Source organism: Pseudomonas sp. RIT778 (assembly GCF_019718735.1).
GTDB lineage: Bacteria > Pseudomonadota > Gammaproteobacteria > Pseudomonadales > Pseudomonadaceae > Aquipseudomonas > Aquipseudomonas aphyarum.
This window is the reverse complement of record NZ_JAIHBA010000017.1, coordinates 48,611-69,055: the sequence shown is the minus strand read 5'-3', so window position 1 is coordinate 69,055 and position 20,445 is coordinate 48,611. Positions and strand designations below refer to the sequence as shown.

The 20,445-nt window shown below is 60.6% G+C and carries 20 protein-coding genes; 8 read left to right on the top strand and 12 right to left on the bottom strand.

The window, feature by feature from the left end; translation table 11 throughout:
- Positions 1 to 596 precede the first annotated feature (596 nt).
- Genes K5E37_RS13070 through K5E37_RS13060 form a run of 3 tightly spaced genes read left to right on the top strand, consistent with a single transcriptional unit; the run spans position 597 to position 2,756 of the window.
- The gene (locus tag K5E37_RS13070; protein WP_221534021.1) at positions 597 to 1,229 is read left to right on the top strand and encodes a CDP-alcohol phosphatidyltransferase family protein; all 633 of its coding nucleotides are present in this window, start codon (positions 597 to 599) and stop codon (positions 1,227 to 1,229) included.
- On the top strand, positions 1,216 to 1,815 hold the full coding sequence (locus tag K5E37_RS13065; protein ID WP_221534019.1) for a 1-acyl-sn-glycerol-3-phosphate acyltransferase: 600 nt from the start codon (positions 1,216 to 1,218) through the stop codon (positions 1,813 to 1,815). The genes K5E37_RS13070 and K5E37_RS13065 overlap by 14 nt, the downstream gene beginning before the upstream one ends.
- Positions 1,812 to 2,756, top strand: a complete 945-nt coding sequence (locus tag K5E37_RS13060) for a phosphatidate cytidylyltransferase (protein ID WP_085606186.1) — start codon at positions 1,812 to 1,814, stop codon at positions 2,754 to 2,756. Before K5E37_RS13065 ends, K5E37_RS13060 begins: the two co-directional genes overlap by 4 nt.
- On the opposite strand, the gene K5E37_RS13055 is transcribed toward K5E37_RS13060, so the two are convergent.
- The 5 genes from K5E37_RS13055 to K5E37_RS13035 all read right to left on the bottom strand — a co-directional run bounded on the left by K5E37_RS13055 (position 2,757) and on the right by K5E37_RS13035 (position 6,649).
- Positions 2,757 to 4,064, bottom strand: coding sequence for a type II toxin-antitoxin system HipA family toxin (locus K5E37_RS13055; RefSeq protein ID WP_085606465.1), 1,308 nt, complete (start codon positions 4,062 to 4,064; stop codon positions 2,757 to 2,759).
- Positions 4,064 to 4,438, bottom strand: coding sequence for a helix-turn-helix transcriptional regulator (locus tag K5E37_RS13050; RefSeq protein WP_127800679.1), 375 nt, complete (start codon positions 4,436 to 4,438; stop codon positions 4,064 to 4,066). Before K5E37_RS13050 ends, K5E37_RS13055 begins: the two co-directional genes overlap by 1 nt.
- A gap of 407 nt (positions 4,439 to 4,845) precedes the next feature.
- Positions 4,846 to 5,121, bottom strand: coding sequence for an HU family DNA-binding protein (locus tag K5E37_RS13045; RefSeq protein WP_003213368.1), 276 nt, complete (start codon positions 5,119 to 5,121; stop codon positions 4,846 to 4,848).
- Positions 5,122 to 5,311: 190 nt separating this feature from the next.
- Complete coding sequence (locus tag K5E37_RS13040; protein WP_221534018.1) at positions 5,312 to 6,460, bottom strand: NAD(P)/FAD-dependent oxidoreductase; 1,149 nt, start codon at positions 6,458 to 6,460, stop codon at positions 5,312 to 5,314.
- A 21-nt stretch (positions 6,461 to 6,481) separates the two neighbouring features.
- Positions 6,482 to 6,649, bottom strand: a complete 168-nt coding sequence (locus K5E37_RS13035; RefSeq protein ID WP_007954349.1) for a rubredoxin — start codon at positions 6,647 to 6,649, stop codon at positions 6,482 to 6,484.
- A 199-nt stretch (positions 6,650 to 6,848) separates the two neighbouring features.
- Between K5E37_RS13035 and K5E37_RS13030 the strand changes: the two genes are divergently transcribed.
- Together K5E37_RS13030 and ubiA are read left to right on the top strand one after the other, a co-directional pair.
- A complete protein-coding gene (locus tag K5E37_RS13030) occupies positions 6,849 to 7,400 on the top strand; it encodes a chorismate lyase (RefSeq protein WP_221534017.1) in 552 nt (183 codons plus the stop codon).
- The gene (gene ubiA / locus K5E37_RS13025) at positions 7,400 to 8,290 is read left to right on the top strand and encodes a 4-hydroxybenzoate octaprenyltransferase (protein WP_221534016.1); all 891 of its coding nucleotides are present in this window, start codon (positions 7,400 to 7,402) and stop codon (positions 8,288 to 8,290) included. Before K5E37_RS13030 ends, ubiA begins: the two co-directional genes overlap by 1 nt.
- Before the next feature lie 113 nt (positions 8,291 to 8,403).
- Here the strand turns inward: ubiA and K5E37_RS13020 are convergent, their stop codons facing one another.
- Positions 8,404 to 8,787: a hypothetical protein gene (locus K5E37_RS13020; RefSeq protein ID WP_007954346.1), complete on the bottom strand. Its 384-nt coding sequence runs from the start codon at positions 8,785 to 8,787 to the stop codon at positions 8,404 to 8,406.
- 151 nt (positions 8,788 to 8,938) lie between these two features.
- Between K5E37_RS13020 and phoB the strand changes: the two genes are divergently transcribed.
- The 3 genes from phoB to K5E37_RS13005 all read left to right on the top strand — a co-directional run bounded on the left by phoB (position 8,939) and on the right by K5E37_RS13005 (position 12,441).
- Positions 8,939 to 9,628, top strand: coding sequence for a phosphate regulon transcriptional regulator PhoB (gene phoB / locus K5E37_RS13015; protein WP_007896474.1), 690 nt, complete (start codon positions 8,939 to 8,941; stop codon positions 9,626 to 9,628).
- Between the two features lie 74 nt (positions 9,629 to 9,702).
- A complete protein-coding gene (gene phoR, locus K5E37_RS13010; RefSeq protein WP_232253752.1) occupies positions 9,703 to 10,989 on the top strand; it encodes a phosphate regulon sensor histidine kinase PhoR in 1,287 nt (428 codons plus the stop codon).
- A gap of 111 nt (positions 10,990 to 11,100) precedes the next feature.
- Positions 11,101 to 12,441 (top strand): hemolysin family protein, encoded by a 1,341-nt coding sequence (locus K5E37_RS13005; protein WP_007954342.1) that lies wholly within the window; start codon positions 11,101 to 11,103, stop codon positions 12,439 to 12,441.
- 6 nt (positions 12,442 to 12,447) lie between these two features.
- On the opposite strand, the gene K5E37_RS13000 is transcribed toward K5E37_RS13005, so the two are convergent.
- The 6 genes from K5E37_RS13000 to K5E37_RS12975 form a co-directional block, all read right to left on the bottom strand.
- Positions 12,448 to 13,344 carry a M23 family metallopeptidase gene (locus tag K5E37_RS13000; RefSeq protein WP_007954336.1) on the bottom strand — a complete coding sequence of 299 codons (897 nt, stop codon included), beginning with the start codon at positions 13,342 to 13,344 and terminating at the stop codon, positions 12,448 to 12,450.
- 225 nt (positions 13,345 to 13,569) lie between these two features.
- A complete protein-coding gene (locus K5E37_RS12995; RefSeq protein WP_064379783.1) occupies positions 13,570 to 14,526 on the bottom strand; it encodes a response regulator in 957 nt (318 codons plus the stop codon).
- 177 nt (positions 14,527 to 14,703) lie between these two features.
- On the bottom strand, positions 14,704 to 15,465 hold the full coding sequence (gene phoU / locus K5E37_RS12990; protein ID WP_007954334.1) for a phosphate signaling complex protein PhoU: 762 nt from the start codon (positions 15,463 to 15,465) through the stop codon (positions 14,704 to 14,706).
- 71 nt (positions 15,466 to 15,536) lie between these two features.
- Positions 15,537 to 16,370, bottom strand: a complete 834-nt coding sequence (gene pstB / locus K5E37_RS12985) for a phosphate ABC transporter ATP-binding protein PstB (RefSeq protein ID WP_221534015.1) — start codon at positions 16,368 to 16,370, stop codon at positions 15,537 to 15,539.
- An 82-nt stretch (positions 16,371 to 16,452) separates the two neighbouring features.
- On the bottom strand, positions 16,453 to 18,123 hold the full coding sequence (gene pstA / locus K5E37_RS12980; protein ID WP_127800691.1) for a phosphate ABC transporter permease PstA: 1,671 nt from the start codon (positions 18,121 to 18,123) through the stop codon (positions 16,453 to 16,455).
- A 16-nt stretch (positions 18,124 to 18,139) separates the two neighbouring features.
- Positions 18,140 to 20,173 carry an ABC transporter permease subunit gene (locus tag K5E37_RS12975; RefSeq protein WP_221534069.1) on the bottom strand — a complete coding sequence of 678 codons (2,034 nt, stop codon included), beginning with the start codon at positions 20,171 to 20,173 and terminating at the stop codon, positions 18,140 to 18,142.
- Positions 20,174 to 20,445: the final 272 nt, after the last annotated feature.

Sequence of the window (20,445 nt, the reverse complement as noted above, 5' to 3'; positions counted from 1 at the left end):
TGTGTGCTCTTTCAAGTGGGCGCATCGTAATCACTATGATGGCCACTAGCAAGCATCTGATTAAACAACAAGACGAACTGTTCATTGGGCGCTGTAGGAGATCGCCCTATATGTGTCAGGGGTTTCCCTGATATCGGCTTATATCAACCGTGCCTTTCAAACCCCGGCGTAACCTGCGTCCCAGAGCGGCTGCCTGAAACCCGCCGACACCTCCTTGAACGCGCGTTCCAAAATACGGACGAAAGCATGACAACACTGGAAAGAAAATAAAGTAGGAATCTTCCGAAAACACATAGGCATCTTTAAACAAATCCCGGAGGACAACAGGTAACAATAAAAGTGCCATCAATTTGATGTCATCACACACTTCGCATACTTCACAAGACTTCTTTACCCGCACAATTGCAGGACTTCACGCAAGTCGCCGTCAATCCATCAAGCCTTCGCCCTGCTTAAGCACACACTTTCGATGTGGATTGTTCTGACAAATGTCGCGGACTGTTCTTACATCAATATATTTCATGCTGCGAACGTGCCTTTATATGGCCAGCCTCAGTCATCAATTGACGGCTTACCACTGATACGGACATTGGCATATGGATGAAAACAGACGGCCCATCAAAACCCGCTCGGCGGGCTGGGCGAGACGCTTCACGGATGAACTGGTCAAGCGGGACATCTCCCCCAACCAGATCTCCGTCATCAGCATGCTCTTCGCGCTGTTCGGCGCGGTGACCCTGAACATCGACAACGGCGTGGCCGGTTCAATCTTGTGCATCGTCGGCATTCAGTTGCGGCTGCTGTGCAATCTGTTCGACGGGATGGTGGCAATCGAAGGCGGCAAGCAGTCGGCCGTTGGCAGTCTGTACAACGAGTTTCCGGACCGGGTTGCCGACAGCCTGCTGATCGTCGGGCTGGGTTTTGCCATCGGCCAGTCCGATCTCGGCTGGTTTGCCGCATTGGCCGCTGCGCTGACGGCGTATGTCCGGGTGTTCGGCGGCGCTCTAGGGCTCACCCAGAGTTTCATGGGGCCGATGGCCAAGCAGCACCGGATGGCGGTGATGACCGTGGCGCTGCTGTTGAACGCGTTCGAAACCATTTACTACGCGACCCACTACGCTTTGCTGATCGCGCTGGTGATCATCGCTCTTGGCTCCGTTGCCACCTGCGTCACGCGCACCCTGGCCATCGCCAGACAACTGAAGGGGAATGCTCATGTGGATCAGTAATGCGCTGATTTCGGTGCTGCGTTTCTTGATCGGCGTGACCGCCCGCTGGGAAAGCCCGCCGGACCTCTCGCGCCAGCGCATCTACTACGCCAACCACACCAGCCACATGGACACCCTGGCGATCATCGCCGCACTGCCGCCGGAAGCCCGGTTGAACGTGAAGCCGGTGGCGGCCGCCGACTACTGGGGCAAGAACCGCTTTCTGTCCTACATCTCGCAGAAAGGCCTGAACGCAGTACTGATCGAACGCAATCCGGCACCGGGCACCAACGTGCTGGAGCCGATCTTCGATGTGGTCCGGTCCGGTCATTCGATCATCATTTTTCCTGAAGGGACGCGCTCCACTCAGCCGCTGCCGGGGGAGTTCAAGTCCGGGATCTTCCGTCTGGCCGAAACCTTTCCCGATGTCGATCTGGTGCCGATCTACCTGGAAAACCTGCATCGTTCGATGCCCAAGGGCAAACATGTGCCGCTGCCGATCATCTGCACGATCCGCATCGGCGACCCGCTGCAGAGAATTGCCGGTGAGGAGAAACAGGCGTTTCTGGATCGCGCGCGTGACGCCATCGTGAGGTTGTCGAAATGAGTCTGGAAACCAAGTTCCTGTGGTTCTTCGCGGCAATCGCTGCACTGCTGGCGGTGGCTTCGCTGATTGGCGGCGTACTGGCCAGACGCGCAAAGAGCGAAAGCTCGATCGCGACCATCGAAAACCTCAACCAGCGCGTGAACGCGTGGTGGGGGATGGTCATTATTTTCTTCGTGTCCTGGCTGCTCGGCCCAAACGCGACGGTAGTGTTGTTCGGCTTCATTTCGCTGTTTGCGCTGCGCGAGTTCATCACCCTGACACCCACCGCACGCGGTGACCATAACGCGCTGTTTTCGGCGTTTTTCATCCTGATCCCGCTGCAATACCTGCTGATCGGCACCCATTGGTATTCGATGTTCACCCTGCTGGTGCCGGTGTATGCGTTCCTGCTGCTGCCGGCGATTGCCGTGCTGAGCCAGGACACCGAGGGCTTTCTGGAGCGCACGGCGAAGATTCAGTGGGGCGTGATGATCTGTATCTACTGCATCAGCCATGCGCCGGCGCTGCTGTTGCTGGACCTGCAGGGTTTCCAGGGTCAGAACGCCCTGCTGCTGTTCTACCTGGTATTCGTGGTGCAGATGAGCGATGTGCTGCAGTACGTGTTCGGCAAGCTCTTCGGCAAACGCAAGGTCGCGCCGCTGGTGAGCCCATCGAAAACCGTGGAAGGGCTGGTTGGCGGCGGGTTGTCCGCCACGCTTATCGGTGGCTGCATGTTCTGGATGACACCGTTCAGCTTCTGGCAGTCGCTGCTGATGTCGCTGGTCATCGTGGTGATGGGTTTCCTTGGCGGGCTGGTCATGTCGGCGATCAAACGCAGCCTGAGCGCCAAGGACTGGGGCACGATGATCAAGGGCCACGGCGGGATGCTCGACCGGATGGATTCGATCTGTTTCGCCGCGCCGATCTTCTTTCACCTCACCCGGTACTTCTTCTCGGCTTGATCAGGCGATTGCTTCACCAAGATAGAGTCGGTGTGTCTTCTCGATCTCATCGATCAATCGCGGTGCAACGCCTACTGATCCGGCAATCTCGCGCCAACGCTTAACGGCAGCGCAAACCTCTTGAATTATGGCCGGGGCGTCGATGCCCCGGATCTGTCGGGCAACGGCTTCGAGGTCCGCGAGCTCAAACCTGTCGCGTTTGCCATTGATCGTCATCTGGTGGGTCGCGACCCAGAAACTGCCGGGCTGATACGACCACGAAACATCATAGGCCGGGGAGAGAGACCAGGTGCCGGCCCGATCCATCAGGAAACTGGTGTTCTTGGTGTGGTCATCCTGATTACGCCCGACCACATTGAAAACCATGCGCCGAAAGTACTCTATTGCGTCGCTGCGCGAGAGTCCGAGCATTCGCATCACCCCGAATGCCTGCTCATAGGAGTAGCCGCCCGGCTGCTTATAGTCGGCATGATCCATGGCACACAGGGTCGCCATGTGGATCTTTTCCCCGTCATCGGTCCGATCAAAGCGCTTGGTCAGAAAGTGAGCACGCCCGCCCTCTTCCAATAATTCGCACGGGCTCATAGTGATGCCGGCGGCTTTGGCCATGAGCGAATATGCGTACTCCACACGTCCAAAACCCTGCGAATCGGCCAGGAAGTCAGTGTTTTTAGCAACGTCGAACTTCAGCAGCCAGTAGGAAAACCCCATTGGCGCCTTGACTTGGCCTGAACGGATCTCGCCAGCCGCGTTCATCGCGATAACGGCTTTGGCCCGCGCCCCGCCAGCGCTGGTGCCGACCTGAATCAAGCGCTGAAGTGCCTCGTCATCGACATCGGAATCGTGTTTTGCGAGGCGATCAGCCAAGCTTTCCCGTTGCGAGAGCACTTCGCTGGCAAGCTCTACCAGCGCATCAATCTGGACACTTTCACTGGCGTTTACAGAGCCAGTGAGGGCGGGCCGATACTCGAGCCCACCCATCCCGCGTGCACCCTGATACAGGATTCGCTCAACGGGAGTGAATGTCGTTTTGTCACGGCCCTCTTTAGCGAGCCAGGCGTCGATCAGTGCGTTACCGAAATCATCCGGCAGAGAGTCAGCCAGGATAGCCGGAAGGCCTTTGTAGGTTTCCCGATTCAGGCCGGGAAAGGCGTAAGTCTGATTCGCAGCCAAGGGCATATGGATAGGCGAGATTTCGATACCGGTTTTGACGAATTCAGGATCGTATTCGAACAAACCCAGCTGGCTGCCCTCATCCCAGAGCAGCCCCCCGACAAACCGGTCGAACAGATACACCTTTGCAGTAATCACCAATCAACCTCCTTTTTGACTTCGCTGCCGGACACAGAATCGCCTGCGCTCCCTGCCGACGCCTTGCCCACCGCTCGTGTGCCGGTTGCCCGAACGCGCTGCGTTCCGGCCATCTTGATCACTTGCAATGGGCTCGGTCGAACGGGCTCAACCAGTGAGGCCGCTCTTTCCAGCTCGCCAATGACACGCAGGACGGCCAGCAGATTCACCAGGGTGCCTTTGCCATGGAGAAGATTGATCAAGGTCTGGCGGCTGATGCCGGCTTCCCTGGCGACATGCTCCTGGCTGAGATTCTTCTTCAGGCGCAATTCCTGGAGCCGGGCACCAATGGCGCTGGCAATCGCATCGTCGGTCATTGCTTGGAGGCGCATAGTGTCTAAATCCCTGAAGCGAATGTGCAAATGACGAAGTGTGTGTATTCAATACCAGGCCATGCGGAAAAATCGACCTGAGCCACATCCAATGCCATCACTGCGTATGGAAATCTGGGCATTAATACAAAAATCGTCCTTTACGTCTCAATTTTAAGGCATTAGCTCGCAGCAGTACTCATCACACATGCAGACAGATTAACGCCCAGATAAATAGACAATAAATAGAAGAATGGCCGATAAGGTATAAATATCAAGACAAAAAACATTCAGAAAATCATGAAAGGCACAGAAACAACTCCGAGGTAGCCGGGAACCCTACAGACACAAAAAATGGGCACCCGACCGCAATCGGAGTGCCCATTTTTCACTACGGCTCTCCCCGCTATTCAGGGAGTACGCCGCAATTATGGATTGACGCTGTCTTTCAACGATTTGCCTGGCTTGAACGCAACGGTGTTGCTGGCCTTGATCTTCACCGGTTCACCGGTTTGCGGGTTTTTGCCGGTGCGTGCACCGCGGTGGCGTTGCAGGAAGGTGCCGAAGCCCACCAGCGTGACGCTGTCCTTGCGGTGCAGGGCGCCGGTGATTTCTTCGAGAACGGCGTTGAGAACGCGGTTGGCCTGCTCTTTGGTCAGATCCGCTTTTTCAGCGATTGCAGCGGCGAGTTCTGGTTTACGCATTAGTGAAGCCCCTTTGACGGTTTTTTGTTGTTATGTCCGTGCTGTTCTCGTTGGAACAGCGCCCAAGGCGCCGCAGGCTCTACTCTGCGGCAGACGGGAGTGAGGATGGCACGCGGTTAAGGGCGGCGCCAGTCTCCCCGCGACCTTTGTGGGGGCAAAAGCGGGGTGATTCCGACAGAACGACCGGTATTTACGCCAGCAAGGCCGGAAGCTGTTTGTTCAGTGCGAGTTTTTCCATCACCGCCGCGCCGGTCAGGGCGTAACCGAGCAATTGTCCGTCTGCGTCGTGGCACAGCACCTTGATGTCGGCGCCCTGCCCTTCGACCGTCCAGACACCCTCGCGGCCCCGTGGCGGCGGGGAAACCACCAGCGGGCAGACCGGAGTTTTCACGGTGATCGGCATCGGTCCGTAGTTCACCACGGTCGGGTTGCCGGCCAGGGTCTGTGCCAGCGCTCGCGCACAACTCATGAGGGGCATGACGTACAGAAGATTCAGCCCGTCGACCTCGGCGCAGTCGCCCAGGGCGTAAATGTTGGCGTGAGAGGTATGCAGATGACGGTCGACCACCACGCCGCGATTGGTCTGGATGCCGGCTGCCGCCGCCAGATCGATCCGCGGGCGCAGGCCGATGGCCGAGACCACCACATCGCACGGGACAACCTGACCGTCGGACAGGTGCGCTTCCAGCCCGTCAGCGACTTTTTGCAGACGGGTCAGCACCGGGCCGAGGTGGAAACGCGCACCGAGGCTTTCCAGCCCGGCCTGCACCGCAGCCGCAGCGGCCGGATGCAGCAGGGTCGGCATCACCTGCTCGCAGGGTGCAACCAGTTGCACCTCGTAGCCGCCCAGAATCAGGTCATTGGCAAACTCACAGCCAATCAGCCCGGCGCCGAGCAGCAACACTCGACGCTTGCCGGCCGCGGCGGCGCGAAAGCGCGCGTAATCTTCGAGATCGTTGATCGGGAACACCAGGTCCCCGCCATCGCCTTCGATCGGCACGCGCACGGTTTCGGCGCCCCAGGCGAGGATCAGGTCGCGATAGCTCACCGCTTCCTCGCCGATCCACAACCGTTTGTGGCCCGGATCGATGCCGCTGATGCGGGTGTGGGTGCGGATTTCGGCCTTCAACTGCTCGGCCATGGCACCCGGTTCGGCCATGCTCAGGCCGTCGGCGTCCTTGTCCTTGCCGAAGCCGGTGGACAGCATCGGCTTGGAGTAGGAGCGACCGTCATCGGCGGTAATCAGCAGCAACGGGGTTTCGCCATCGAGTTTGCGAAACTCGCGGGCCAGGTTGTAACCCGCCAGCCCGGTGCCAACGATTACGACAGGTGCGCTCATGCCCTACTCCTCAGTGTTTTCTCAGTTGATTTCGATCATTTCGAAGTCCATCTTGCCGACGCCGCAGTCCGGGCACAGCCAGTCTTCCGGCACGTCCTGCCACAGGGTGCCCGGCGCAATGCCGTCATCCGGCCAGCCGTCGGCTTCGTTGTAAATCAGGCCGCAGACCACACATTGCCACTTTTTCATTCAGGTACTTCCTCAGGGTTCAGGCTTTAGCCGGCGCGGACGGTCGATGGTGCAGCGCTGCCGTCCGGCTCAGGGCGTTTTGTACTGATCGGGCCGGGCAGATGCAAGCCTGTTCGGCGCAGCGGCGACCCGGATCAATCAAACTCGCGGCTCGCCATGGTAAGCTCGCCGCCTCATTTGCTGCCAATAATGACTCATTGTGCAACACACAAACGCTCCGCTGTGGCGCCCGCAAAGCGAACTGACACCCCTCCCCGACACATCCACGCTCGACTGGCTGTTCGACGAAGGCTCCCTGACCCGCCGACTGACGCGCCTGTCCGATGACGGCTTCAGCGTGACGCCGCTGTTCGAAGGCTGGCAGACCCTGCGCGACGACGAATGCGCCGCGCTGGATCTGGCCGAAGGCAGCGAAGGCTGGGTACGCGAGGTGTATCTGCGCGGCCATGGCGAGGCCTGGGTGTTCGCCCGCAGCGTGGCGTCGCGCAGTGCCTTGCAGGGCGATGGCTTGCACATGGATGAATTGGGTAGCCGCTCGCTGGGCGAACTGCTGTTCTGCGATCACGCCTTCCAGCGTCGCGCCATCGAAGTCTGCCATTACCCGGAACATTGGCTGCCCGAAGATTCCCGGGCTCCTGGCCTGTGGGGGCGGCGTTCGCGTTTCGACCGTGGCGCATTGAGCGTACTGGTGGCGGAGATTTTCCTGCCTACGCTGTGGGAAGCCGTCCGCGCCCGTCCGGAGAACTGCTGATGTACCAAAGCCTGCTCAAATCCCTGAATCGCTTGAACCCGCGCGCCTGGGACTTCATCCAGCTGACCCGGATGGACAAGCCGATCGGCATTTACCTGCTGCTGTGGCCGACGCTCTGGGCCCTGTGGATTGCCGGTAAAGGCTCGCCATCGCTGGCCAATATCGTGATTTTCGTCCTCGGCGTGGTGCTGACCCGTGCCGGCGGCTGCGTCATCAACGACTGGGCCGACCGCAAGGTCGACGGCCACGTCAAACGCACTGCGCAGCGGCCTATTGCTGCCGGCAGGATCAGCTCGAAAGAGGCGCTGGTGTTCTTCGCGCTGCTGATGGGCGTGAGTTTCCTGCTGGTGCTGTGCACCAATGCGGCGACGATCTGGCTGTCGCTGGGCGGTCTGGCGCTGGCGTTCACCTATCCATTCATGAAGCGCTACACCTACTACCCGCAAGTGGTACTGGGCATGGCGTTCTCCTGGGGGATGCCGATGGCGTTCACCGCCGAAACCGGTGAGTTGCCGGCCACCGCCTGGCTGCTGTGGATCGCCAATCTGTTGTGGACGGTGGGCTACGACACCTATTACGCGATGACCGACCGCGACGATGACCTGAAGATCGGCGTGAAATCCACGGCGATCCTGTTCGGCGAAGCGGACCGGGTGATCATCCTGACCTTGCAGCTACTGTCGCTGGGCTGCCTGGTGCTGGCGGGGTCGAAATTCGAGCTGGGGATCTGGTTCCACCTCGGCCTGCTGGTGGCGGCCGGGTGCTACGCCTGGGAATTCTGGTACACCCGCGACCGCGACCGGATGCGTTGCTTCAAGGCGTTCCTGCACAACCACTGGGCCGGGCTGGCGATTTTCGTCGGGATCGTGCTGGATTACGCGTTGCGCTGACTCACAAAACCTGTGGGAGCGAGCTTGCTCGCGAAAGCGTTGGGTCAGTTGCCACATAGGCTGACTGAAAAGACGCGTTCGCGAGCAAGCTCGCTCCCACAAGGGATTTGCGTTTATTTGTGCTCGTGAACCACGTGCCACACGTCCTTCATCTTGTCGCCGGTCATATCGCCCGGCTTGGCATCTTTCACGAAGGTGTACAGCGGTTTGCCGTCGTAGGCGTACTGCATCATGCCGTCATCACGTTTGATGACCGTCCATTTACCTTCAGCCTTGGCATCTGCCGGCGCCATCAACGGCGGCCAGTTCTTGGCGCAATCGCCGTTGCACATCGACTTGCCGCCACTGTCCTTGTCGAACGTGTAAAGCGTCATGCCCTTGTGGTCGACCATCATTCCGTCTTTCATCATGGCCGGCTCGGCCGCCATCGCCAGTCCAGGCAGAGTCAGGGCGGCAGCCATCAGCAAAGCCTTAAAGGAAGCAGTCATTTGTGTCATGGAAACCTTCTCTTGTGGTTGTCAGGATTCGGACTTAGAGCTTAGTTCAGGATTTGTACAATCGCCGCCGGACTAAAATACTGTCACACGACTGCAATAATTCCGTTATCTAATGCGGCGCAAGACAGTTAAATGACAAGAGGATTAAGGCATGGTTGGCAGGAGCATTCTGATCGTCGACGACGAAGCGCCCATTCGCGAAATGATCGCCGTTGCGTTGGAAATGGCCGGCTATGACTGCCTCGAGGCAGAGAACTCGCAGCAGGCCCACGCCATCATCGTCGACCGCAAGCCGGACCTGATCCTGCTCGACTGGATGCTGCCCGGCACCTCCGGCATCGAGCTGGCCCGCCGCCTCAAGCGTGACGAGCTGACCGGGGACATCCCGATCATCATGCTCACCGCCAAGGGCGAAGAGGACAACAAGATCCAGGGCCTGGAAGTCGGCGCCGACGACTACATCACCAAACCGTTTTCCCCACGCGAACTGGTGGCACGCCTCAAGGCTGTGCTGCGTCGCGCCGGCCCGACCGATGGCGAAGCGCCGATCGAAGTCGGCGGCCTGCTGCTCGACCCGATCAGCCACCGCGTGACCATCGACGGCAAACCTGCCGAGATGGGCCCGACCGAATACCGTCTGCTGCAATTCTTCATGACCCACCAGGAACGCGCCTACACCCGTGGCCAGTTGCTGGACCAGGTCTGGGGCGGCAACGTCTATGTTGAAGAGCGCACCGTCGACGTGCACATCCGGCGCCTGCGCAAGGCTCTCGGCGACGCCTACGAAAATCTGGTACAAACCGTGCGCGGCACCGGCTACCGGTTCTCCACCAAGGCCTGAGCCGAGCGCCCTCACCGCAGACAAGGACCGCATTTTCCGTGAACCAAAACTGGCATGGCACCCTGATTCGCCACATGCTGTTGCTGGTCACCGGCTGCCTGGTGATCGGCCTGATCACCGGCTACTACGGCTGGAGTCTGGCGGCGGGACTGGGCCTGTACCTGGCCTGGACGCTCAAGCAACTGCTGCGCCTGCACGAATGGCTGCGCCTGCACCAACCCGATGAAGCACCGCCCGACGGCTACGGCCTGTGGGGTGAGGTGTTCGACAGCATCTACCACCTGCAACGCCGCGACCAACGGGTACGCGGACGCCTGCAAGCGGTGATCGACCGCGTTCAGGAGTCCACCGCCGCGCTGAAAGACGCGGTGATCATGCTCGACAGCGACGGCAACCTGGAATGGTGGAACCGCGCCGCCGAAACCCTGCTCGGCCTCAAGACCCCGCAGGACAGCGGCCAACCGGTGACCAACCTGGTCCGCCATCCGCGCTTCAAGGAATACTTCGAGCAGGAAAGCTACGCCGAACCGCTGGAAATCCCCTCGCCGACCAACGATCGCGTACGCATCCAGCTGTACCTCACGCGCTACGGCAACAACGAACACTTGATGCTGGTGCGCGACGTCACGCGCATCCATCAACTGGAACAGATGCGCAAAGACTTCATCGCCAACGTCTCCCATGAGCTGCGCACCCCGCTGACGGTGATCTGCGGCTACCTGGAAACCCTGCTCGACAACGTCGAGGAAGTGAACCCGCGCTGGAGCCGTGCCCTGCAGCAGATGCAGCAACAGGGCGGACGCATGCAGACCCTGCTCAACGACTTGCTGCTGCTGGCCAAGCTGGAAGCCACCGATTACCCGTCGGACAACCAGCCGGTGCACATCGACACTTTGTTGCAGTCGATCAAGAGCGACGCCCAGCAGCTGTCAGGATCGAAGAATCAGAAAATCACCCTGGAAGCCGACACCAGCATTCTGCTCAAGGGTAGCGAGGCGGAACTGCGCAGTGCGTTTTCCAACCTGGTGTTCAACGCCGTCAAATACACCCCGGCCGAGGGCAATATCCGCATTCGCTGGTGGGGCGACGATCAGGGCGCACACCTCAGCGTGCAGGATTCCGGGATCGGCATCGACAGCAAACACCTGCCGCGCCTGACCGAACGCTTCTACCGCGTCGACTCCAGCCGCAACTCCAACACCGGCGGCACGGGCCTGGGCCTGGCCATCGTCAAACACGTGCTGCTGCGCCATCGCGCACGGATGGAGATCAGCAGCGTGCCCGGTCACGGCAGCACGTTCACCTGCCATTTCGCCCCGGCGCAGGTCGCTCAGGCACGGGTCATCAGCGCCGCTGAGTAATGCCGGACTAGGCAATCGCCAGGTCAGCCGCTACATTGGCTGACTTGCGCCTGCCTTTCAGGTGCGGATTTTTCTTTCTTTCGAATCACACGGAACCCGCAAAACTCCATCATGGACCCTTCCCCTGGCTTGTCCCTCGCAACAATATTCGCCGATTTCGGCATGATTCTTTTCGCTCTGATCCTGGTTTTGCTCAACGGCTTCTTCGTTGCGGCGGAATTCGCCATGGTCAAACTGCGCTCGACCCGGGTCGAAGCCATTGCTGAGCAGCACGGCTGGCGCGGGCACATTTTGCGCACGGTGCACAGCCAGCTCGATGCTTACCTCTCGGCGTGCCAGCTCGGTATCACCCTCGCCTCCCTCGGCCTGGGCTGGGTCGGTGAGCCGGCGTTTGCGCACATCCTCGAGCCGCTGTTGAGCGCGGTCGGCGTGCAATCGGCCGAAGTCGTCAAAGGCATTTCGTTCTTCACCGCGTTCTTCATCATTTCCTACCTGCACATCGTGGTCGGCGAACTCGCACCCAAATCCTGGGCGATCCGCAAACCCGAATTGCTGTCGCTGTGGACGGCGGTGCCGCTGTACTTGTTCTACTGGGCCATGTACCCGGCGATCTACCTGCTCAACGCCAGCGCCAACACCATCCTGCGCATTGCGGGGCAAGGTGAACCCGGCCCGCATCACGAGCACCATTACAGCCGCGAAGAACTGAAACTGATCCTGCACTCCAGCCGTGGCCAGGACCCGAGCGACCAGGGCATGCGCGTGCTGGCCTCGGCGGTGGAAATGGGCGAGCTGGAAGTGGTCGACTGGGCCAACTCCCGGGAAGACCTGATCACCCTCGAATTCAACGCCCCGCTGAAAGAAATCCTGGCGATGTTCCGTCGCCACAAGTTCAGCCGTTATCCGGTGTACGACAGCGAGCGCAAGGAATTCGTCGGCCTGCTGCACATCAAGGACCTGCTGCTTGAACTGGCAGCGCTGGATCACATTCCCGAGTCGTTCAACCTCGCCGAACTGACCCGTCCGCTGGAGCGCGTGTCGCGGCACATGCCGCTGTCGCAGCTGCTGGAACAGTTCCGCAAGGGCGGCTCGCACTTCGCCGTGGTCGAAGAAGCCGACGGCAACATCATCGGCTACCTGACCATGGAAGACGTGCTGGAAGTGCTGGTCGGCGATATCCAGGACGAACACCGCAAAGCCGAGCGCGGCATCCTCGCCTACCAGCCGGGCAAGTTGCTGGTACGGGGCGATACGCCGTTGTTCAAGGTCGAGCGCCTGCTGGGGATCGACCTGGATCACATCGAAGCCGAAACCCTCGCCGGGCTGATCTACGAAACCCTGAAACGGGTGCCGGAAGAGGAAGAAGTGCTGGAAGTCGAAGGCCTGCGGATCATCATCAAGAAGATGAAAGGTCCGAAGATCATTCTGGCCAAGGTGCTGATGCTGGACTGACGGGGTTTACTGCTTGCCCAACGCAAAGTTGGGCAACGCCCCCAGCGGCTGGTTGAACTGATACGGAATCGACACCAGCCCCATTCCGGTATTGCGCTGCACCACAAAGTGCAGGTGCGGGCCGCTGCTGTTGCCGGTGTTGCCGGACAGCGCCAGCGGACTGCCCACCGCCACTCGCTGCCCTTCGCGCACACTCACCGATCCTTGCTTGAGGTGCAGGTACACGCCCATCGTGCCGTCGTCGTGCAGTATCCGCACGAAGTTGCCGGAGGGATCGGTGCCACGCCCGTTCTGGGAATTCTCGGTCTTCACTACCACCCCGGCGCGAGCCGCGATGATCGGCGTACCGACCGGCATGGCAATGTCCATCGCGTATTTGTTCTTCGGCCCGAAGTGGCTGTAATCGCCATTGGCGCCCTGACTGAGGCGGAACGGCCCGCCACGCCACGGAAACGGATAGCGATAGCCCTGTGCGGCGCCAGCGGGGTCACCGAGGGAATACTGGAACATCGGCGTGTACACCAGCGGCTTGCCACCGGACACCGCCGTCAGCAGCGCCAGCCGCGTATTGCTGCGCGCCGGCAGCACCCGGCGGATCGTTTGAGCCGGCGCGCCACGCACGTTGCTCATCCCGGTAAACGCCAGCGCAACCTCGACCGGCGCGTACAGGTCGTTGCGCACGAACACCACGTCCGCGCCCTTCTGCTTCTTGATGTCGAGATAGACCTGGCGCTCGAGGCGCTCGACCATCCGGTCCTGAAACACGAACACCTGGGAGCCTTTGCTCGGACGGTCGCTGTACGAAACCACTCCGTTGGCATCGGTGGATTTGTAGATCGTCATGGCCACAGTCGAGGTGGAGGCCATGAACAGACCACAGAAAAACAGCAGACGCAGGGGCATGGGCAAAAGTTCTGTCGAGTAAGGCCTGGGAATGAGCCTAGCAGCTGAAGCAGACCAGGCTAGTCGACAGATGTTTCAAATTGGCAGGTGCAGGAGATGATCGTCCCCACGCTCTGCGTGGGGATGCAGCCCGGGACGCTCTGCGTCCCATGCGTGAGGACGCAGAGCGTCCCTTGAGGCATTCCCACGCGGAGCGTGGAAACGATCAATGTCAGGCGACGAAGATTACGCGCCCGGAACGAAGTGCTTCTGCGCCGTGCCGCGGGCGATCAGGCGGGAGATGTAGTCGAGCTTCTGCGCGTCCTGGTCGACGAAGCGGAAGGTCAGTTGCAGCCAGTCGCTGTCGGGTTTCGGCTCGTGGGCGACGACGGCGTGCAGGTAGCCGTTGAGGCGGGCGATTTCGGCGTTGTCGCCCTGCTCCAGATCGAGCACGGCGCTGTCGAGGATCTGCGGCAGGGTGTCGGTGCGTTTCACCACCAGCAGCGCTTCCTTGATGCTCAGGGCCTTGATCACGCATTGCTGAGTGCCGCTCGGCAGGCGCAGTTGACCCTGGCCACGACCGCCGGCCGGAGCGCTGGAGGCTGCCGGAGCTTTCACAGGCGGGCTGTTGAGCAGACCACGCTGTGGCGCGGCGGCAGGTGCCGGGGCCGCAGCGGCAGGCTTGGCAAACGGATTTACAGCCGCAGCGGTCGGTGCGGAACCGACCACGGCAGCCTTGCCGCCGGTCAACGCGCTCAGGGAGTCGTTGCCGAACGCCGAGTTCATCTTGGTCGGGGCGCTGTTCATCAGGGTGTCGAGCTTGCCGACCTTGTTCAGGGCCTGCTTGACCTTGGTCAGCAGTTGCTCGTTGGTGAACGGCTTGCTGACGTAACCGGTGACGCCGGCCTGGATCGCCTGCACGACGTTTTCCTTGTCGCCACGGCTGGTGACCATGATGAACGGCATGGTCTTGAGGTTGTCCTGCTCACGACACCAGGTCAGCAGTTCGAGGCCGGACATTTCCGGCATTTCCCAGTCGCACAGCACCAGGTCGAAAGCTTCCTTGGCCAGCATGGCCTGGGCCTTCTTGCCGTTGATGGCGTCCTCGGTGCGGATCCCCGGGAAGTAATTACGCAGGCACTTTTTCACCAGGTCACGAATGAACGATGCATCGTCCACGACCAACACACTGATCTTGCTCATCCAACACCCCTATTAAAATCCCGGCAAGCATAACGCTGGCTGATGGCACATTGCCAAAACTCTTCAGTCACGCCGGGACTTTTCGTTCGCGGGTGCTGCTTTTTAATTCGCTTCTGCCCATGAAAAGCAGAAACAAAAACGCCCGGCCAAAGGGCCGGGCGCTTTTCTCAGGCAATCTTACTTATCGTCAGCATCGCCCGGAACATTAGCGGTTTCGCCACTTGTCCCTTCAACTTCTTCCTTCATGCGCTTGAGGCCCATGTGCCGCACATCGGTGCCGCGCACCAGATAAATCACAAGCTCCGAGATGTTGCGCGCGTGGTCGCCGATCCGCTCCAGCGAACGCAGCACCCAGATAATGCTCAAGACCCGCGAGATAGAGCGCGGGTCTTCCATCATGTAAGTCGCCAGCTCGCGCAGGGCGGTCTTGTATTCGCGGTCGATGATCTTGTCGTACTGCGCCACCGACAGCGCCAGATCGGCGTCGAAACGGGCAAAGGCATCCAGCGCATCACGCACCATGTTGCGCACCTGGTCGCCGATATGGCGAACCTCGACGTAACCGCGCGGCGCTTCGCCTTCTTCGCACAACTGGATCGCACGGCGGGCGATCTTGGTCGCTTCGTCGCCGATGCGCTCAAGGTCGATCACCGACTTGGAGATGCTGATGATCAGACGCAGGTCGGAAGCCGCCGGCTGACGACGGGCCAGAATGCGCAGGCATTCTTCGTCGATGTTGCGTTCCATCTGGTTGATCTGGTCGTCGATCTCGCGCACTTGCTGGGCCAGGCCCGAGTCGGCCTCGATCAGCGCGGTGACCGCGTCGTTGACCTGCTTCTCGACCAGCCCGCCCATGGCCAGCAGGTGGCTGCGCACTTCTTCCAGTTCGGCGTTGAACTGCGCGGAAATGTGATGGGTAAGGCCTTCTTTACTAATCATGTTGGCGTCCTTGGAGCGTCCGGTAAGGTGCGGCGGGCCGCAGCGTCAATTCTGTGAATAACCCGCAACTGTCAGCCGTAACGACCGGTGATGTAGTCTTCGGTCTGCTTCTTGGCCGGATTGGTGAACAGGGTATCGGTGTCGCCGAATTCCACCAGTTTGCCCATGTACATGAACGCCGTGTAGTCGGACACCCGCGCCGCCTGCTGCATGTTGTGGGTCACGATGACGATGGTGAACTTGGATTTGAGCTCGTAGATCAGCTCTTCGACTTTCAGGGTCGAGATCGGGTCGAGCGCCGAGCACGGTTCGTCGAGCAGTAGCACTTCCGGTTCCACGGCGATGGTACGGGCGATCACCAGACGTTGTTGCTGACCACCGGACAGGCCAAGGGCCGAGTCATGCAGACGGTCTTTGACTTCGTCCCACAGGGCCGCGCCTTTCAACGCCCACTCGACGGCTTCGTCGAGGATGCGCTTCTTGTTGATGCCCTGGATGCGCAGGCCGTAGACCACGTTTTCGTAGATGGTCTTCGGGAACGGGTTAGGCTTCTGGAACACCATACCGACCCGGCGGCGCAGCTCGGCCACGTCTTCGCCCTTGCGGTAGATGTTGTTGCCGTACAGGTTGATCGCGCCTTCGACGCGGCAGCCATCCACCAGGTCGTTCATACGGTTGAAGGTCCGCAGCAGCGTGGACTTGCCGCAGCCGGACGGGCCGATGAAGGCGGTCACGCGCTGTTTCGGAATGTTCATGCTGACGTCGTACAGCGCTTGTTTCTCGCCGTAGAACAGGCTCAGGCCCGGCACTTCGATGGCCACGGTTTCCTGTTCGAGGTTCAGGCTCTGCTTGTCGCGGCCCAGGGCAGACATGTTGATGCCGTAGGTATGTGTTTCGTGCTGCATGGGAGATCCCCTGTGCTAACAAATTCGGTTCGGTTGGCTGCCGGAATCTAGACCGGCAGCCCTTCAATTCTTGTGACGGCGATCAGCTGTCCAGCGCCTTGTACTTCTCGCGCAAGTGGTTACGGATGTACACCGCCGACAGGTTCAGGGTGGCGATCACCAGCACCAGCAACAGCGCCGTGGCGTACACCAGCGGCCGCGCGGCCTCGACGTTCGGGCTCTGGAAGCCGACGTCGTAGATGTGGAAGCCCAGGTGCATGATCTTCTGATCCAGGTGCAGATACGGGTAGTTGCCGTCCACCGGCAGCGACGGCGCCAGTTTCACCACACCCACCAGCATCAGCGGCGCCACTTCACCGGCGGCACGAGCCACCGCGAGGATCATGCCGGTCATCATCGCCGGACTGGCCATCGGCAGAACGATCTTCCACAGGGTTTCAGCCTTGGTCGCGCCCAGAGCCAGCGAGCCCTCACGCACGGTGCGCGGGATACGCGCCAGACCTTCTTCAGTGGCCACGATCACCACCGGCACCGCCAGCAGCGCCAGGGTCAACGAAGCCCAGAGCAGACCCGGGGTACCGAAGGTCGGTGCCGGCAGCGCTTCAGGGAAGAACAGACGGTCGAGCGAGCCACCCAGCACGTAGACGAAGAAGCCCAGACCGAACACGCCGTAAACAATCGCCGGAACACCCGCCAGGTTGTTCACCGCGATCCGGATAACCCGGGTCAGGGTGTTCTGCTTGGCGTATTCACGCAGGTACACCGCCGCCAGCACGCCGAACGGGGTCACGATCATCGCCATGATCAGGGTCATCATCACGGTGCCGAAGATCGCCGGGAAAATCCCGCCTTCGGTGTTCGCTTCACGCGGGTCGTCGGACAGGAATTCCCAGACCTTGCTGAAGTAGAAACCGATCTTGGTGAACGTACCCATCGCGTTCGGCTGGTAGGCGTGAACCACTTTGCCCAGGCCGATTTCGATTTCCTTGCCGTTCGCATCACGAGCGGTCAAGGCGTCACGGTTGAACTGCGCGTGCAGGTCGGCCAGACGGGCTTCGATGTCCTGATAGCGAGCGTTCAGCTCGGCGCGCTCGGATTCCATGTCCGCTTGCGCGGTGGCATCGAGCTTGCCTTCCAGCTCCAGCTTGCGACCGTGCAGACGGATGCGCTCGAGGCCGGCGTTGATCGCGCCGATGTCGGTTTTTTCCAGCGACTTGAGCTGCGCCGCGAGGCCGTTCACGCGGTTGATCCGCGCTTGCAGTTCAGGCCAGGCCGCTTCGCCTTCGGCAATCACCTTGCCGTCCTGTTTGACGTTGACCAGGTAGCCGTAGAAGTTGCCCCACTCACGACGCTCCAGCGCCATCAGTTCCACCGGCGTGGTCTGGTTGGTCAGCCACTCGCCGACGATCCAGGTGAAGTCGTTGCCGTTCAGGTCACGGTTGCCGACCTTGATCAGCTCGCGGGTCATGAATTCCGGACCTTCGTCCGGCACCGGCAGGCCGGCGCTCTTCAGACGGGCGCGCGGCACTTCTTCTTTCTGCACCACTTCGCCCACGACCAGATGCTGGCCCTGGCCCGGTACGTCATAGCTGGCGTGGATCAGATCCGCCGGCCAGAAGTGACCCAGACCGCGCACGGCGATTACCGCCAGCAGGCCAATGGTCATGATGACCGCGATGGACACCGCGCCACCGCTGATCCAGACGCCCGGGGCGCCGCTCTTGAACCATCCTTTCAGGGAGTTCTGTTTCACAGACTTCTACCTTTGCTTAAAGCGACGAGTATTTCTTGCGCAGACGCTGACGAATCAGTTCCGCGAGGGTGTTCATGACGAAGGTGAACAACAGCAGCACCAGCGCCGAGAGGAACAGCACGCGGTAGTGGCTGCCGCCGACTTCCGACTCCGGCATTTCCACCGCGACGTTGGCGGCCAGGGTGCGCAGGCCTTCGAACAGGTTCATTTCCATGACCGGGGTGTTGCCGGTGGCCATCAGCACGATCATGGTTTCGCCGACCGCACGGCCCATGCCGATCATCAGCGCCGAGAAAATGCCCGGGCTGGCGGTCAGGATCACCACGCGAGTCATGGTCTGCCACGGTGTGGCACCGAGGGCCAGCGAGCCCAGGGTCAGGCCGCGCGGCACGCTGAACACGGCGTCTTCGGCGATCGAGTAGATGTTCGGGATCACCGCAAAACCCATGGCCAGACCGACCACCAGAGCGTTGCGCTGGTCGTAGGTGATGCCCAGGTCGTGGGAGATCCACATGCGCATGTCACCGCCGAAGAACCAGTTCTCCATGAACGGGCTCATGTACAGCGACAGCCAGCCCACAAACAGGATCACCGGAATCAGCAGCGCACTTTCCCAGCCGTCCGGGACTTTCAGGCGGATCGATTCAGGCAGACGGCTGAAGGTGAAACCGGCGATCAGGATGCCGATCGGCAGCAACATCAGCAGGCTGAAGATGCCCGGCAGATGCCCTTCCACGTATGGCGCGAGGAACAGGCCGGCGAAGAAACCGAGGATCACCGTCGGCATCGCTTCCATCAGCTCGATCACCGGTTTGACCTTGCGGCGCATGCCCGGGGCCATGAAGTACGCGGTGTAGATCGCAGCGGCGACGGCCAGCGGTGCAGCCAGCAGCATCGCGTAGAACGCGGCTTTCAGGGTGCCGAAGGTCAGTGGCGACAGGCTCAGTTTCGGTTCGAAATCGGTGTTGGCCGCAGTCGATTGCCAGACGTATTTAGGCTCGTCGTAGTTCTCGTACCAGACCTTGCTCCACAGCGCGCTCCACGAAACTTCCGGGTGCGGGTTGTCGAGCAGCAGCGGTTGCAGCTTGCCGCCGGCTTCGACGATCACGCGGTTGGCGCGCGGCGACAGGCCGAACAGGCCCTGGCCTTCGACGACTTGATCGACCAGCAAGGTGCGGTGCGCGGTGCTGTGGAACACGCCGAGCTTGCCGCTGGCATCCAGGGCCAGGAAGCCCTTGCGACGTTCCTCGGCGGAAATTTCAACGATCGGCGTGGTGCCCATCTGGAAGGTGCGGATCTGCTTCAGACGCAGCTCGCCATCGGTGTCGCGGGCCATGAACCACTGGGCCAGGCCACCTTTGGAGTCACCGACGATCAGTGAGATGCCACCGACCAGTTGCGTGGTCGCAGTGACTTCAGCGTCAGCGTTTTCCAGCAGTTTGTAGCGACCGTTGAGGCTCTTGTCGCGCAGGCTGAACACGTCGGCCTGGGCACGCCCGTTGACCACGTACAGCCACTGCTGGCGCGGGTCGACGAAGATGTTTTTCACCGGCTCGGTCATCTGCGGCAGATCGATACGCTTCTGCTCGTTGGTGACTTCGCCGGTCATCATGTTTTCTTCGCTGGTCAGCGACAGCACATTGAGTTGCGAACCGGTGGAGCCGACCAGCATCAGGGTCGAATCGGTGGCGTTGAGGCTGACGTGCTCCAGCGCACCGCCGCCTTCGTTCAGCGCGATCGGTGCATCGCCGTACGGATACTCGATGGCCGGGGTGATGGTTTTCTTGCCATCCGGGTAGCTGACTTTATAAGTGTGACGGAACACCAGCGCCTGACCGTTGGACAGGCCCACGGCCACCAGCGGATGGCCCGGCTGGTCTTCGCCGATGGAGGTCACACTGGCGCCTGCCGGCAAAGGCAGATCGACGCGCTTCAATTCAGCGCCACTGTCGATGTCGAAGAACAGCGCCTGGCCCTTGTCGGAAACGCGCATGGCCACCTGATTCTGCTCTTCGAGCGAAATCATCAGCGGCTTGCCGGCGTCCTGCATCCAGGCCGGGGTGATTGCATCTTTCGCGCTCAGGTCAGCACCTTTGAACAGCGGCGCGACCACGTAGGCGAGGAAAAAGAAGATCAGGGTGATGGCTGCCAGCACCGCCAGACCGCCGACGAGGACGTACCAGCGGGTGAAGCGATCCTTGAGCGCGCGAATGCGGCGCTTGCGTTGCAACTCAGGCGTATTGAAGTCAATGCGCTTGGGAGGGTTCGTAGTCATTTTGGAATTGGCCAGATCATTCATGCGCACACCCTAGCGATCCTGTA

What these genes read in the sequence shown, in the direction of transcription:
- pstB (WP_221534015.1), bottom strand. Translation starts at nt 16,370, where the DNA reads ATGCAGCACGAAACACATACCTACGGCATCAACATGTCTGCCCTGGGC.
- K5E37_RS13005 (WP_007954342.1), top strand. Translation starts at nt 11,101, where the DNA reads ATGGACCCTTCCCCTGGCTTGTCCCTCGCAACAATATTCGCCGATTTC.
- phoB (WP_007896474.1), top strand. Translation starts at nt 8,939, where the DNA reads ATGGTTGGCAGGAGCATTCTGATCGTCGACGACGAAGCGCCCATTCGC.
- K5E37_RS13050 (WP_127800679.1), bottom strand. Translation starts at nt 4,438, where the DNA reads ATGCGCCTCCAAGCAATGACCGACGATGCGATTGCCAGCGCCATTGGT.
- K5E37_RS13070 (WP_221534021.1), top strand. Translation starts at nt 597, where the DNA reads ATGGATGAAAACAGACGGCCCATCAAAACCCGCTCGGCGGGCTGGGCG.
- phoU (WP_007954334.1), bottom strand. Translation starts at nt 15,465, where the DNA reads ATGATTAGTAAAGAAGGCCTTACCCATCACATTTCCGCGCAGTTCAAC.
- K5E37_RS13060 (WP_085606186.1), top strand. Translation starts at nt 1,812, where the DNA reads ATGAGTCTGGAAACCAAGTTCCTGTGGTTCTTCGCGGCAATCGCTGCA.
- K5E37_RS13020 (WP_007954346.1), bottom strand. Translation starts at nt 8,787, where the DNA reads ATGACACAAATGACTGCTTCCTTTAAGGCTTTGCTGATGGCTGCCGCC.
- K5E37_RS13000 (WP_007954336.1), bottom strand. Translation starts at nt 13,344, where the DNA reads ATGCCCCTGCGTCTGCTGTTTTTCTGTGGTCTGTTCATGGCCTCCACC.
- K5E37_RS13040 (WP_221534018.1), bottom strand. Translation starts at nt 6,460, where the DNA reads ATGAGCGCACCTGTCGTAATCGTTGGCACCGGGCTGGCGGGTTACAAC.
- ubiA (WP_221534016.1), top strand. Translation starts at nt 7,400, where the DNA reads ATGTACCAAAGCCTGCTCAAATCCCTGAATCGCTTGAACCCGCGCGCC.
- phoR (WP_232253752.1), top strand. Translation starts at nt 9,703, where the DNA reads ATGCTGTTGCTGGTCACCGGCTGCCTGGTGATCGGCCTGATCACCGGC.
- K5E37_RS13045 (WP_003213368.1), bottom strand. Translation starts at nt 5,121, where the DNA reads ATGCGTAAACCAGAACTCGCCGCTGCAATCGCTGAAAAAGCGGATCTG.
- K5E37_RS12995 (WP_064379783.1), bottom strand. Translation starts at nt 14,526, where the DNA reads ATGAGCAAGATCAGTGTGTTGGTCGTGGACGATGCATCGTTCATTCGT.
- K5E37_RS13035 (WP_007954349.1), bottom strand. Translation starts at nt 6,649, where the DNA reads ATGAAAAAGTGGCAATGTGTGGTCTGCGGCCTGATTTACAACGAAGCC.
- K5E37_RS13065 (WP_221534019.1), top strand. Translation starts at nt 1,216, where the DNA reads ATGTGGATCAGTAATGCGCTGATTTCGGTGCTGCGTTTCTTGATCGGC.
- K5E37_RS12975 (WP_221534069.1), bottom strand. Translation starts at nt 20,173, where the DNA reads ATGCAGGACGCCGGCAAGCCGCTGATGATTTCGCTCGAAGAGCAGAAT.